Below are 14,222 nucleotides of genomic sequence, written 5' to 3'. Positions count from 1 at the left end.
AAATATGCTGAGTACTTTTTTAAGCCATCAAAGAAAATCTTTCTGGCGTTCGCGAAACAGAGGCAGTAGTATTGCTGGCCAGATTGTTTTGGGTTTTTTTATGCTCTACTTCTTTGCAGTAGCCGTTGGGATAGGCTTTGGGATGAGTATTTTTCTTCCGAAAATTTTTCCAGATCAAAACATTCTAACAAGCTTTAACGGCATTATCCTCTATTATTTTGCATTCGATTTTATCATGCGCATGCAGTTTCAGGAGCTACCAACCCTTAGTATTATTCCCTATTTGCACCTAAAGATCCAGAAGAGTAAGATTATTAAATTTTTAAATGTTAAGGCATTATTCTCTGCATTTAATATATGGCCATTCTTTATTTTTCTGCCTTTTTGTTTCATTAAAATTTCTGTTGAGTACGGAGCCCTGGTTACAATTATGTACATCGTCTCCATATTTTCGATCATGATTTTTAATAACTATCTGGTGTTGTACATCAAGCGGAAATCGATCACCAATACACTTTATACTTTTTTAGGCCTGGTTGTTATTGCTGCCTTTGCTGCTTTAGAATATTATAAGGTTATTTCAATCATGGCAGGTTCTGATATGGTTTTCAGGGCCATCGCTGCACAGCCTCTATATGGTTTTGCATTTACAATTGCTGCTGCTGGTATTTTTTACTTCAATTCTAATTTCTTGCGTAAAAATTTATACGTAGAAGAATTAAGTACAAAGCAAGAGAAAAAAGGGAGTACCGATTATGCTTTCCTTAACCGCTTTGGTAAAGTTGGCGAACTGGCAGCTTTAGAACTGAAATTAATCCTTCGCCACAAACGCCCCCGTTCTTCGGTTATTCTTGGTTTCTTCTTCCTGTTCTACGGCTTTATTTTTTATAAAGAAAAAGCAATAGATCGCGATGCTTTCGGACAAATGATGTTTGGTGCCATTTTTATGACTGGCGTTTCTATTATTATTTATGGCCAGTTTATGTTTGCATGGCAAAGTGCCCATTTTGACGGGATATTAGCCAATAAAATCAATTTTAAAGATTACATCAGGGCTAAATTTTTACTATTTACCATTGGCTGTACCATTATTACCTTATTGGCGAGTTTTTATGGGTTTTTAAGTCCGAAGTTATTACTCTTACACTTGGCAGCCTATTTATACAACATTGGTTTTGGTACCGTTGTGGTGCTCTATCTTGCTACATTAAACTATAAAAGATTAGATATTACCAAAGCGGCAAGTTTTAACTATCAGGGTACCGGTGCTACCCAATGGTTGTTAATGTTTCCTTATGCGCTTACACCCATATTAATTTATTTACCATTTGGCATACTCAACAAACCTTACTGGGGCTTGGTTGCCGTATCTGTTTTTGGCCTGGCGATGTTATTATTACGTGGTTTTTGGGTTAATTACATTGCAAAAAGATTAGAGTTACAACGTTATAAAATAGCCGAAGGCTTTAGAGAATAATTATGATTTTAGAAGTTAAGAATTTACAAAAAGTTTATGGCGATAAAACCGTTGTAAACATCGAAGATCTGCAGATTGCTGCTGGCGAAACCGTTGGCTTAGTTGGAAATAACGGCGCTGGTAAAACCACTTTCTTCCGGATGCTTTTAGATTTAATCCGCCCAACTAATGGAGAGGTTTTATCAAAAGGCGAAAATGTAATGCACAACGACAACTGGAAGAGTTATACAGCATCATTTTTGGATGAAGGTTTTCTGATTGATTATTTGACCCCAGAGGAGTATTTTATTTTTATTGGCAGTTTGAATAACTTAAGTGTGGCTGATGTTTCTGCCTATCTGAGTCAATACGGTGAGTTCTTTAATGGAGAAATATTAAACAGTGGAAAATACATCCGCGATTTTAGTAAAGGAAATCAGAATAAAGTAGGAATTGCGGCCGCCCTGATGCAGAAGCCAGAAATCTTAATTTTAGATGAGCCTTTTGCCAACCTCGATCCAACCACGCAGATCCGTTTAAAGAAATTGTTGAAAGAGCAAACAGGCAATATGACTACCTTTATCTCCAGTCATGATTTAAACCACGTTACCGACGTTTGTAACCGGATCATTTTGGTTGAAAAAGGGCAGATAATTAAAGATTTTAAAACAGACGAAAATACATTGAAAGAGTTGGAGAGTTATTTCTCTGCCTAGTTTTTGTACTAAGAATGATACATTATCGAAGAGTCTCCGTTATTCGGGACTCTTTTTTTGTGCGTATAATTTTTATTTAGGGTAAAATTTGGTCAAAACAGACAGAAAATACAGTTCGGTAACTTTTTGGCATTGTGTTTGAATATAAGGAGTAGAAATTATAAATCTAGATTATTATGAGTATTTCAAAAGTAAGAATAGCGACATTAAGTATAGGGTTAGCAGTAGGTTCGATGGCATTCCAAAGTTGTGATAGTTTAACTAAAACACAAAAAGGGGCTGGTATTGGTGCTGCAGCTGGCGGTGTTATTGGTGCATTGATCGGTAAAAAAGCCGGTAATACAGCAGTAGGTGCACTAATTGGTGGTGCTATTGGCGGTACAGCGGGAGCTTTTATCGGCCGTAGAATGGACAGACAGGCAGCTGAAATTCAGAAAGCTATTCCTAACGCAGAAGTTATTCGTGAAGGTGAAGGAATTATTGTAAAATTCGATAGTGGTATTTTATTTGATTTCGATAAAACGGCTTTGAAAGATGCTGCTAAAACAAACATCCAGAGTTTAGCTTCTTCATTAAATCAATATCCTGATACTGATATCAAAATTATCGGTCATACCGATAGCCGTGGTACAGAACAATATAATATGGGCTTATCTGAAAGAAGAGCGGCAGCTGTTAAAGCTTATGCGGTTTCTCAAGGTGTTCCATCATCAAGGTTAGTTACCATTGGTAAAGGTTTTGCTGAGCCAATTGCAGATAACGAAACTGATGCAGGCCGTGCAGCTAACCGTCGTGTTGAGATTGTAATCGTTGCTAACGATGCATTAAAAGCGACAGCACAAAAACAAGGATAAGATCGCAATTTCCCTCTACCTATGAGGTCATTATAAATGCAGCCCCGGTGTACATCCACCGGGGTTTTTTTGTTTATGAGTTGTCAACTTTCTCTCAAACCTGCTATTTAAGTTGACAACTCTTTAAATGAAGACGACATAATTTTTTGAAAATCAGGTTCCTGTAGTTGTGGTGTCAGATGTTACCATCTGACACTAGATAATAAACTAGTCTGTTTTTCTGAAAAGCAGGTTCCTGTGCACATCGGTTCCGAAAGCCCTGCTATCCCTTCAAGCCTCCACTGCGTTACGGGCTTTCCGTTTCTATCAGGTTTAGTTAAATGGGTTCGGTGCTGGCCAGGCCAAACTTGCGAAGTTTTGCTTAGCCCAAACCGAGGCTAAATCGGAAGTTTTCTAACCGCCCTGCAGCCCCAAATACTTGCACAAACTGAATGATCTAAACGGGATTGAAGCGGCATCCTCCCGATCCCGATTCTTCATCGGATTGGGAGATATAGCGAAAAGCCTGACTGACATTAAAAAAAGCAAATGGCCTTGCTTTCCAAACCTTTTAAATAAGTATTTGAATAGATCCGTGTCGGATGGTAACATCCAACACCACGAGGAAGTTAATCCGCGGCATTATTGTGCCGTCAGATGTTACCATCTGATGGAGTAGATTGATGCCGGATAGAAACATCTAACAGCACGATAGAATTTACGAATAAATATCTTCGAAATAACTTACCACGAGCGATTTCATCAGCATTTCCTGCTCAAGCATGGTATAAGGAGGTATCGCTTTAATTAATTTCCAATGTGGCCAACCATCCTGATCTAAGCCCTCAAGCTCATAAAAACCCATTTCGCTCAATAAACGGCAGGTAGCAATGTGCATCAGCTCCTCTTTTTGGCGTTTACTATATTTCTTTGGCCCTTTGCCCAATTCCTGAACGCCAATTAGAAAAAGCATTACTTTTAAATCAGGAAAATCCGAATCAAATTCCTTTGAAATCTTTTCCTGCAAAACTTTCCACTTGGCATTAATCTCAGACGGCTTCATATCTTGCAAAGATAATGTAAAAAGGTGTAAGGCCTAAGTAAAAGCTTTGCTGTTTTAACATTAAAGCTTGAATCGTAATTGTATTTTTAGCTACATTTATAACCTATGGATACGAATATCAATAAAACAATTAATGCCGGTTTATTAGCTTATGGCATGTCGGGGAAGGTTTTTCATGCTCCTTTTTTACAGGCACATAGTGGGTTTAATTTAAAGGCTATAGTAGAACGCAGCCATAAAAATGCAGTTAACGATTATCCCAATATTACAAGTTATAATAGCGTTGATGAACTTTTAAATGATGCCGAGATAGAATTGGTTGTTATTAATACACCCAATAATCTTCATTATGAGCATTCGAAAGCGGCATTAACCGGGCATAAGCATATTCTGGTTGAAAAACCATTTACGGCAACAGCTGCGCAGGCAAAGGAGCTTTTTGAGCTTGCCGATAGTGTAGGAAAACAAATCTTTTTCTACCAGAACCGTCGTTGGGACAGTGATTTTACCTCGGTTAAAAAGGTAATTGAAAGCGGTAAACTGGGGAAATTAAACGAAATGCACCTGCGTTACGATCGTTACCGAAATGTTATTGGACCGAAAGCATTTAAAGAAAACCCGGTAGAGGCCAGCGGACTTTTATACGATTTAGGCCCGCACTTGTTAGACCAGGTTATCTGCCTGTTTGGCAAACCATTGAGTTACCATAAAATTCTGGGTAAAAATAGGGAAGGTACTTTGGTCGACGATTATTTCTCGATCCAATTGAGTTATCCCAATAGCGTAAATGTTTTTGTAACCTCAAGCATGTTGGTGGTAAATCCACAGCCAGGCTTTGTTTTACATGGTGTAAATGGCAGCTTTATTAAACAAAGGACCGATATTCAGGAAGAACAATTACTGGCGGGTATGAAATTAACCGATCCGGCTTATGGCATTGAGTCACCAAGTAAAGATGGTTTATTAACAACCATTGATGCTGAAGGCCATAAAACTGAGGAGACAGTTCCATCAGAAGTAGGAAGTTATTTGCCGCTTTTCGAAGCTGTTTATCAAGCCATCAAAAACAATAAACCTTATCCGGTTACACGCGAGGATGTTTTGATTCAATTGGAAATTATTGAAAGCTAACCCTTATTTGTGCCCATCTGTTAAATCCGTGTAATCACGCTAATCTGTGTAATCCCATTTATGAACTCGCTTCCACTTGCCTACTTAATTCCTATTTTTCTAATTGCCCTTTATCTTATCCTTAAAAAAAAGAAAGTTACTGTTGAGCCTTTAACGGATGTAGACAAAAAGATACTGGATGATTATGTAGGGTATTACCATAATCTCGATTCGACCGATAAGCTGAGGTTTGAACAGAAAGTGGCCGCGTTTTTCAGCACGGTTAAAATAGAAGCGGTGGGTTTAGAAATGACAACATTAGATGAGTTGCTGATTGCCTCAAGCGCAGTTATCCCGATTTTTGGTTTCGACGATTGGCAATACAAAAACTTAACCAGCGTTTTATTGTATCCAGATACTTTTAATAAAGATTTTCAGTTTGAAGGTGGTGAAAGGAATATTATGGGTATGGTAGGGACGGGTTATATGAATGGACAGATGATTTTATCACGCTCGGCCTTGCGACATGGTTTTTCTAAAAGTGCAGGGAAAGAAAATACGGCTATACACGAATTTGTACACCTTTTAGATAAATCTGACGGCGCAACAGATGGTGTTCCAGAGAATTTAATTGCACATGAATATACTTTACCATGGATTAAGATGATGCATGAGGAGATGGAAAAAATAGAAGACAATAAATCGGATATTAATCCTTATGCCATCACTAATCAGGCAGAATTTTTTGCTGTGGTTTCAGAGTATTTCTTTGAAAAACCTGAACAGTTAAGGGATAAACATCCCGAATTGTATTTTCAGCTAAGCCGCATTTTTGCACAACAACCTGCAGGTTAAAATGGGAAATGATCAAATAAAAATATTTGCAGCAATCATCTGGAGCCTGATCTCTGTAACTGCTTTTGCACAGAAAACCTATGTGCTAAGACAAAATTATCCAACGGGCTATAAGTACGATTTCACACTTACTTCCGAACAGATCATTAACCAGAAAATTGCTGGCCGCGATGTACATTTAACCCAAAGCATTGGAACGGATTATACTTTTGATATTACCGAAGGCCATAGCGGGGAAAAGGATGTGAAAGTAATATACAACAGAATTTTCATGAAATCTGTAGCGATGGGCAACACCATGACCCTCAATTCAGATGATCAGGATAGTACCAAAAAGAACCCTTTTAGCGGCTTAAAAGGGGCGTCTTTTTATATGACTGTAACCCCAAATGGTGGGATTAAAACCGTTGCTGGTATAGATAAAATGCTTGATAATATGGCGGCAAGGATGACTAAGGATACCAGTCAGGTTAAACAGATAAAAAATGCTTTAAGTAAACAATTTAGCAACGAGGTGGTGAAACAGACCATGGAATCGTCATTTAAAATTTACCCTGAAAAACCGGTTAAAATAGGCGACAGCTGGACGGTTGATACCAAAATGCAGATGAGTATGCCCATTGAAACAATTACACAATACACATTGAAAGAGGTAAAAGATGGTATTGCCATATTAGGGGTAAAAGGCACATTAGTCTCAAAAGGAAATTTTGAAGTGATGGGCAACAAAATGGAAACTGATCTACAAGGAACCAACTCCGGAGAAACCTCACTTGATATGAAAACCGGAATCGTACTTAACAGCCACCTCCGTGTAGAGCTGTATGGTAAAATGAAATCGATGGGACAGGACATCGATTTCGAAATGCAGGGCATTAATAAAATTGTAGGGAAAGAGGTTAATTAGATTTACTGTTGCAGACCTTATAGGTCTCAAAAACCTATAAGGTCTGATAAAAAACTACAAACTACCTGTTAAAGCCACCAGAAATTCCGTCGGAATTTCGATATGCGGAATATGCCCGCAGGCATCAAATTCGATAATTTTAGCACCGATAATTTTGGCTGCAGTCTGCTTTCCCAAAAGTTTATATTGCCCGTGTAAAGCCTGTTGATCTGGCGTAAGCAGGCCTTTGCCGACGATGGTTTTGTCTTCCTTACCAATAAACAAAACGGTAGGAACCTTTAAATTCTGAAATTCGTAGACCACAGGTTGTTCATAAATCATGGTATAAGTTAGTGCGGCAACTTTGGCCCAGCGTGGGTAGTCGGAACTATTGGTTACCCCTCCCGCAATGCTCACCAGGTATTCATATTCGGGTTTCCAATAAGTAAAATATGAACCTTGGTAATATTTACGAACACTTTCTGCTGTGGTTTTAAGTTCCGTTTGGTATTGTTGTGCGGTGGTGATATATGGAATGAAAGTTTTATAATCTTCGAGCCCAATTGGATTTTCGAGCAAAAGTTTTTCAGTCGCTTCCGGGTACATTAAAGCAAAACGCGTAGCCAGCATACCACCCATACTATGACCTAAAACTACGGTTTTTTGAACACCCAAGGTATCTAGAAGTCGTTTATTCCAGGTAGCCATTTGGTGGAAACTGTAATGGATAAATGCTTTAGATGATTTGCCAAAACCAATTTGATCAGGCACAATAACCCGGTAACCGATGTTGGTTAAGGCTTTAATTACATTGCCCCAGTAATAACCTCCAAAATTTTTCCCATGGAATAAGATGGCTGTTTTTCCATTGGCTGCTGCGGTTGGTGCAACATCCATATAAGCCATTTTAATATCTTGCCCTTCGGTATTGATAGGAAAATATTTAACTGGATAGGGGTATTTAACATTATCAAGGGTGATAGATAGGGTGTCTATCTTTTGTGCTTGCGCATGGCTAAAAACGAACAGGCTGAGGGCAAATAAAAGAAAATATCTCTTCATGATTGGTAATGATGTAAAAACTAAAAAGCTAATTGGCCCAAGTTAAACTTTTGCCAATTAGTTAGCTTAAAAATCATGCCCTTTTTACACCATGAGGAGTAAAAGGTGGTTGTAAATACATTAAATCGTAAAAAATGGGCGTATCATAAATATAGAGTTGTGATCATGAGCTTGTCGAAGGAACTGTTTAAGTACTTTTGAGCAAACGTTTCGACAAGCTCAACGTCATAGACTTGAATTTAAATTTATGATACAGCCTTATAAATTATTTCTTAAACAATTGTTTAAGCAGAGGTGTTGGAATCTGCAGGGTTGTAGCATCAGAAAAATCGCCAGTGAAGGTTTTCACTTTAACGTTTTGCAATTTTACGCTCGATGTATCCGTCGTTTTAATATTCAGGTTATCAAAGGGGAATTCTTTGTTGTCATCTATATTCCCAATTTCAATTTCTGAGTTATTCGCCGTAACATATAGGTCTTTAAAAGCATTGATAACACCGCTAAACTTTGTTTTATTTAGATTAAGGTAGAGCTTTCCAATCTTCGTTGGATTAATTATACTTGTCACTTTTCCTTTTGTATCGTTGTAGGTAATGTCGCCTGTTAGGAATAACATTTCGCTATGATCAACATTTAACTTTATAGAATCTGAATGGGCGCTAAATTCAAAAATATTCGAATTTGTAACTGAAGCCTCGTTAATGTTAGGACAATATATAACCAAGACAATTTTTTCGGCGTCGTTGTCATTAGTTTGATTCTTAACGGTAATCTGCAGCACTCCGTTAGCATCCACTTCAAATTTTAAATCGTTTTTAAACTTTTCAGGAACTTTAAGTCCATACCGCTTATCTTCTTTTACATAAAGCTGTACACTAAAACGCTTGGCATCTTTTATCTGAATGGCTTTAAATGGCGTTTGTAAGGGAATCGTTATCCTGCCTTTCGATTTTTGATCAAAAGCTTCGTTATTGATTTCTTGTGTTCCAAAATAAGTGTCCTCTATTCCCCTTTCCCTATAGTTTAGCTTTATATTGATCGCGACAACCACAATTGGTATGACGATGAGTAGCGCCGCAAGGCTGATTAATAATTTATTACTTGTTTTCATATCCTTAAGCGTTAAAGTTCTCTTTTACAAATGTTTTATATTGATTTTCCAATTCATCAAAACCAATATTAAGTAGGTAAATATTCCTGAAAACCACAGGTAGATCAGCTATAATGAACTGATGTTTTCTATAGTTTCTTACATTATCTATTGCCGCCTCATCTACAAAAAAGCCAATTCCTCTTTTATTGTTAATGATGTTCTTGTTTTGTAGCAGTTCATAAGTACGCATTACTGTATTTGGGTTAACTTCAAGTTCAACCGCTAATTCCCTAACTGAGGGTACTTTTTCTTCGGCTTTCCATTTCCCCAACAAAATGTGTTCGCAAACATATTCTGCTATTTGAAGGTATATCGCCTTGTTATCTCTAAATTCCATGTCTACTATGCCGTTAAGTTTAAACTTCTTTTTCTTTAAGACGGATGTAGGTAATCGCCCACACGATAATGGTGATGATGCTTGTTATCAATAAAATTGTCCACAGAATCAAATCATTATCACTTTTCCCGTAATGGTAGGGAACCTTGCCTTCCATTACCCACCTCGAAAATTTAACCATCAGGTAAGATGCAAGGCCGATAAAAACCATTACAGATAGTGCTGTTTTGATGTAATGAAAGCGGTTGAAATACACGGATCCTAAAAGGAATATGCTTGTAATAAGAAAGGGAAAGGCAAAAAAGTAGCTGCAATATTTCCTGTAACCTTCATCATTAAAGACCTGATAAGTAATCGTTTCAACTTCTCTAACAGCCCCGTTTTTTTGCAAGAGGCCTCTAAAGGCAGCAAGGTGACCGTTCAGGTATTTTACAAAGGCCAAATCTGTTAAATAAAAGATTAATAGATAGCTAAACAAACTTATTATTGCAGTGTAAACTACACCTGCCAGAAATTTTTCGAATACTGAAGCGGGTGTCATCAGTTCTAAAATGGCCCTTGATTTCTGCCCCAGGATATTAAAATAGATACTTGCTACGATGCTGATAAAAACAAATCCCAAAATCAGGAAAAGAGGGTAGCGGAAACGCATATCAAGGTTGCCGTCATAGTCGAAACTATTGTCTTTAAGTGGTGAGGGTATATTGTAGCTATAAAATCCCACTACAATTCCCAATAACACCACTAGACTGATTAAATAAATTTTCCCAAAATCAAGCCACTGTCTTTTAAGCAATAAGCCAAATCGATTGATATTAAATGTGTTGTTCATCACTTAACTGAATAAAGGTTTAAATTTGATTTTTTCTGCAAGTATGGCATTAAAAAGAAGTTCCATATCTAATTTGCTTTCTTCCTGGTGATAGTTTGGCATCACGACGTTATAGCCGGAGAGAGACGGTTCAGCGTAAATAATACTGTCATCAATTTCCTTAACCTTTTTGAATGTTAGCTTTGCTGTAATTTCTTCTACTGAAGCTTTAAGCGCAACGTCATTTTCGTCAAGCATAATTACCGTGTCGATCAGGTTATCGAGATCCCTCACCTGATGGGTAGAAATGATAATGCAGCGTTCATCTGTCATAGCAGAAGCCATAATTTTTCTAAACTGAGCTTTAGAAGGAATATCTAAGCCGTTAGTGGGCTCATCCATAATTACCAGTTTCGCCTGTGTAGCTAGGCCGAAAGCGATAATTACCTTTTTCTTCTGTCCGTAACTCATGTTAATGAGCTTCTGTCCAACCGGAATATCGAATTCTTTAATCAGATCAGTAAAATAACTGTGATCGAAATTTTTGTAAAATGGTGCGTTTGCTTTTAAATAGGCGTCTATTTTTACTGAAGGCAAATAAAACTCTTCTGGTATAAAACAGATCTGCTCTAAAAGTGCAGGTTGTCTTTTGGCGGGGTTAAAGCCCATTACATCCAATGTGCCGCTTTGTGCATACACCAAACCGGCCAGGTTTTTTAATAAGCTCGATTTACCGGCTCCATTTTTTCCAAGCAAACCGTAAATATGGCCATTGCTTAACCGCATGCTCATATTTTTAAATAATGGCTTATGCTTGCTGTAGCCAAAATTAAGATTGTTAATGTTTACCATATCTACTGTATTAGTTAAATAATACACTAATGTATATTGTTGTTTGATGAAATCCAAATTTTTATAGAAAAAAGTTCAGCGGTAAGCGAATAGCGGTGGGCGTTTTCAGGCCGATAGCTCCGTGTTCTCCGCCACAGGAAGGTAAAATGTCAGTCTAATAATTGTTGCATTAAAACATCGTTAATGTTGAGATTGTATTTTTGTAGTATATCGATATATTATGGATACAAAATGGGCATATTTACTTGGCCGCTTGGCAATAGGATTGAGTTTTTTTGGGCATGGTTTAGTGCGTTTGCCTAAGCTAGCGGGTTTTAGCCATTGGATGGTAGGACAATTTTCTAAATCGTATTTACCAGATGCATTGGTTATTCCCTTCAGTTATATTTTGCCATTCGCCGAATTTATAGCAGGGCTAATGATTATATTAGGATTGTTTACAAGGCAAGGATTGTTATTAGCCGGAGTAATTTCTTTAGCACTGATTTTCGGAACAACAGTAATTGAGAATTGGGAAGCATTGCCTTCTCAACTCGTCCATGTGGCATTTTTATCGGTACTACTTGCCTACTTGCCACATAATAGTTATGCGGTTGATAAAATCATTAAAAAATAATTATGGAATACAGAAAAATTGGAAATTCAGATTTGGAACTTTCGGTAATCACTTTTGGCGCCTGGGCAGCCGGCGGATGGATGTGGGGAAGTACAGATAGAAACGATGCGATTAATGCAATTAAAGCAGGTTACGATTTAGGGGTTACATCAATTGATACCGCTCCAATTTATGGTCAGGGCGATAGTGAAGAAATTGTGGGCGATGCAATAAAAGGTATTTCACGCGATAAATTACAACTGGTAACCAAATTCGGAATGCGTTGGGATCTTGCCAAAGGCGATTTTGGCTTTAAGAGTAAAAACAACGACGGAAAAGAGATTGATATTTATAAATATGCAGGTAAAGAGAGCGTAATTTACGAATGTGAACAATCCTTAAAACGCTTGGGTACCGATTATATCGACCTTTACCAGATCCACTGGCCAGATGTAACCACGCCGATCAGCGAAACTTTCGAAGCGGTGAACAAGTTAATTGAGCAGGGTAAAGTTCGCTATGCCGGCGTATGCAATTATAATGTAGCACAATTAAAAGAAGCAGATCAAACTTTAGAAATTATTTCTAATCAGATTCCATTTAGTATGGTAAACCGTGGTATTGAAGAGGAAACTGTTCCATATTGCATTGAAAAAAATAAGTCAATTTTGGCTTATAGTCCGATGGAGCGCGGTTTGTTAACTGGAAAAATGACTGCCGATTATAAATTCGAAGAAGGCGATCACCGTCAGGGGAATAAATTTTTCTTACCAGAAAGCATCGAAAAAACAAATGCATTTTTGACTAAAATAAAACCATTGGCAGATGAGAAAAATGCTACCCTATCTCAGCTGGTTTTGCGTTGGACGGTTGAACGACCAGGTATTACCATTGCGTTGGTTGGCGCCAGAAATGAAAAACAAGCCGTTCAGAATGCTGAGGCTATAAACGTAAAATTAAACGCTGAAGAGATTCAGTTTATCAATAGCGAATTAGCGCACGCAGGTTTTTAAACTTCAACCGCAAAGAAAAGAAGGAATACGCAAAGGACACAGAGGTTAAGATCTTCGATTTCTTTGCGAAAAAACTTTGTGTCCTTTGCGGTTAAACAAACAAGATATGTCTAAATTATTTTCTCCTTTTACCATAAAGGATGTAACCTTAAAAAATAGAATTGTTATTTCGCCAATGTGCCAGTATTCTGCTGTTGATGGTTTTGCAACGGATTGGCATTTGGTGCATTTAGGAAGCCGTGCCGTTGGTGGCGCAGGTTTAATTATCCAGGAAGCTTCTGCAGTAACTGCCGATGGAAGAATTACCTATGCCGATTTGGGCATCTGGAAAGATGAACATGTAGCTAAATTAAAACAGATTGTTTCGTTTATCCATGATAATGGGGCAATTGCAGGCATCCAGTTGGCACATGCAGGTAGAAAAGCCAGTTGTGAAGTGCCCTGGAAAGGTGGCGAACAAATTGCCGCTGGTGAAAATAGCTGGAAACCAGTTGCGCCATCTCCGATTTCTTTTAAGCCAGGACAGGTTGAACCACATGAATTAACGATATCAGAAATTCAGGATATTGTTTTTGCCTTCCGGGCAGCTGCTAAACGTGCATTGGATGCAGGCTATAAAGTTGTAGAAATACATGCTGCGCACGGTTATTTACTGCATCAGTTTTTTAGTCCGCTGAGCAATAAACGTACAGATGTTTATGGCGGAAGTTTCGAAAACCGTATTCGCTTGGTAATCGATGTGGTTGAAGCTGTACAATCGGTATGGCCAGAAAACTTGCCTTTATTTGTTCGCATTTCTGCAACGGACTGGACGGAGGGTGGCTGGAACGAGAACGACTCGCTACAATTGGCAGCGGTGTTAAAGGATCGTGGTGTAGATTTAATTGATACCTCATCGGGTGGTAATGTACCTGATGCATTTATCCCTGCAGGACCAAATTACCAGGTTCCTTTTGCTGATAAGATCAGAAATGAAATTGGTATTTACACAGGTGCAGTAGGCGTGATTGTAGAAGCCCAGCAGGCGGAAGAAATTTTAGAACAAGACAAAGCCGATTTGATTTTTATTGCCCGCGAATCATTACGTGATGCTTATTTTCCTACACATGCGGCGCAAGTGCTTGGCGACAATACCGAATGGCCAAACCAGTACGTTAGGGCTAAGAGGGAAGTGGTTAAGAAATGATCATAGGTTTGACTAATCCTAAAATAGGTTGACACTTATTTTAGGACGGGACAGTTTCCAAAAAAAAGGAAAAAGCCGGCAAATGTCGGCTTTTTCCTTTTTTAATCAATTATGATGTGGCTGGCACATAGTACCTCAATCCAATCTACCTAAACCCGATATAAGTGGATGCCCCCGGTTTTTTCTATCAGGGCAGGAACATTAGCGGGACCGGAGCCAACTAAAAGGTACTGTCATTGCTTTCCAAATAAATAATATGGTATTAATTGCAAAGCACAAAGTAAGTCTATTTTA

Annotated in this window: 15 protein-coding genes; 9 read left to right on the top strand and 6 right to left on the bottom strand. The window is 38.1% G+C overall.

What is annotated here, in order from left to right; genetic code table 11:
- Positions 1-4: 4 nt before the first annotated feature.
- The 3 genes from LQ227_RS08160 (at position 5) to LQ227_RS08150 (ending at position 3,026) form a co-directional block, all read left to right on the top strand.
- The gene (locus LQ227_RS08160) at positions 5-1,477 is read left to right on the top strand and encodes a DUF5687 family protein (protein ID WP_230142580.1); all 1,473 of its coding nucleotides are present in this window, start codon (positions 5-7) and stop codon (positions 1,475-1,477) included.
- 2 nt (positions 1,478-1,479) lie between these two features.
- Positions 1,480-2,172: an ABC transporter ATP-binding protein gene (locus tag LQ227_RS08155; RefSeq protein ID WP_230142578.1), complete on the top strand. Its 693-nt coding sequence runs from the start codon at positions 1,480-1,482 to the stop codon at positions 2,170-2,172.
- Between the two features lie 176 nt (positions 2,173-2,348).
- The gene (locus LQ227_RS08150) at positions 2,349-3,026 is read left to right on the top strand and encodes an OmpA family protein (protein WP_029274435.1); all 678 of its coding nucleotides are present in this window, start codon (positions 2,349-2,351) and stop codon (positions 3,024-3,026) included.
- A gap of 697 nt (positions 3,027-3,723) precedes the next feature.
- On the opposite strand, the gene LQ227_RS08145 is transcribed toward LQ227_RS08150, so the two are convergent.
- Positions 3,724-4,068, bottom strand: a complete 345-nt coding sequence (locus tag LQ227_RS08145) for a hypothetical protein (protein ID WP_131028267.1) — start codon at positions 4,066-4,068, stop codon at positions 3,724-3,726.
- 105 nt (positions 4,069-4,173) lie between these two features.
- On the opposite strand from LQ227_RS08145, the gene LQ227_RS08140 reads away from it, so the two are divergent.
- The 3 genes from LQ227_RS08140 to LQ227_RS08130 are packed head-to-tail and all read left to right on the top strand — an operon-like array spanning position 4,174 to position 6,940.
- Positions 4,174-5,199, top strand: coding sequence for a Gfo/Idh/MocA family oxidoreductase (locus LQ227_RS08140; protein ID WP_230142576.1), 1,026 nt, complete (start codon positions 4,174-4,176; stop codon positions 5,197-5,199).
- A gap of 60 nt (positions 5,200-5,259) precedes the next feature.
- Complete coding sequence (locus LQ227_RS08135; RefSeq protein WP_230142574.1) at positions 5,260-6,033, top strand: zinc-dependent peptidase; 774 nt, start codon at positions 5,260-5,262, stop codon at positions 6,031-6,033.
- A 1-nt stretch (position 6,034) separates the two neighbouring features.
- Entirely contained in the window at positions 6,035-6,940 is a 906-nt protein-coding gene (locus tag LQ227_RS08130; RefSeq protein ID WP_230142572.1) for a DUF6263 family protein, read from the top strand.
- Positions 6,941-6,994: 54 nt separating this feature from the next.
- Here the strand turns inward: LQ227_RS08130 and LQ227_RS08125 are convergent, their stop codons facing one another.
- The 5 genes from LQ227_RS08125 to LQ227_RS08105 form a co-directional block, all read right to left on the bottom strand.
- The gene (locus LQ227_RS08125) at positions 6,995-7,981 is read right to left on the bottom strand and encodes an alpha/beta fold hydrolase (protein WP_230142570.1); all 987 of its coding nucleotides are present in this window, start codon (positions 7,979-7,981) and stop codon (positions 6,995-6,997) included.
- 265 nt (positions 7,982-8,246) lie between these two features.
- The gene (locus LQ227_RS08120) at positions 8,247-9,092 is read right to left on the bottom strand and encodes a hypothetical protein (protein ID WP_230142568.1); all 846 of its coding nucleotides are present in this window, start codon (positions 9,090-9,092) and stop codon (positions 8,247-8,249) included.
- Between the two features lie 4 nt (positions 9,093-9,096).
- A complete protein-coding gene (locus LQ227_RS08115) occupies positions 9,097-9,471 on the bottom strand; it encodes a GntR family transcriptional regulator (RefSeq protein ID WP_230142567.1) in 375 nt (124 codons plus the stop codon).
- Positions 9,472-9,490: 19 nt separating this feature from the next.
- Positions 9,491-10,303 carry a hypothetical protein gene (locus LQ227_RS08110; RefSeq protein ID WP_230148968.1) on the bottom strand — a complete coding sequence of 271 codons (813 nt, stop codon included), beginning with the start codon at positions 10,301-10,303 and terminating at the stop codon, positions 9,491-9,493.
- 3 nt (positions 10,304-10,306) lie between these two features.
- Positions 10,307-11,134 carry an ATP-binding cassette domain-containing protein gene (locus tag LQ227_RS08105; protein WP_230142562.1) on the bottom strand — a complete coding sequence of 276 codons (828 nt, stop codon included), beginning with the start codon at positions 11,132-11,134 and terminating at the stop codon, positions 10,307-10,309.
- Positions 11,135-11,354: 220 nt separating this feature from the next.
- Between LQ227_RS08105 and LQ227_RS08100 the strand changes: the two genes are divergently transcribed.
- From LQ227_RS08100 to LQ227_RS08090, 3 genes are all read left to right on the top strand, one after another.
- Entirely contained in the window at positions 11,355-11,750 is a 396-nt protein-coding gene (locus LQ227_RS08100; protein ID WP_230142559.1) for a DoxX family protein, read from the top strand.
- 2 nt (positions 11,751-11,752) lie between these two features.
- Positions 11,753-12,742 (top strand): aldo/keto reductase, encoded by a 990-nt coding sequence (locus tag LQ227_RS08095; RefSeq protein ID WP_230142557.1) that lies wholly within the window; start codon positions 11,753-11,755, stop codon positions 12,740-12,742.
- A 106-nt stretch (positions 12,743-12,848) separates the two neighbouring features.
- Complete coding sequence (locus LQ227_RS08090; RefSeq protein WP_230142556.1) at positions 12,849-13,928, top strand: NADH:flavin oxidoreductase/NADH oxidase; 1,080 nt, start codon at positions 12,849-12,851, stop codon at positions 13,926-13,928.
- Positions 13,929-14,222 lie beyond the last annotated feature (294 nt).

It is taken from the genome of Pedobacter sp. Bi27 (assembly GCF_918698255.1).
GTDB lineage: Bacteria > Bacteroidota > Bacteroidia > Sphingobacteriales > Sphingobacteriaceae > Pedobacter.
The sequence above is the reverse complement of the archived record's forward strand: the minus strand, read 5'-3'. Positions and strand labels throughout refer to the sequence as shown.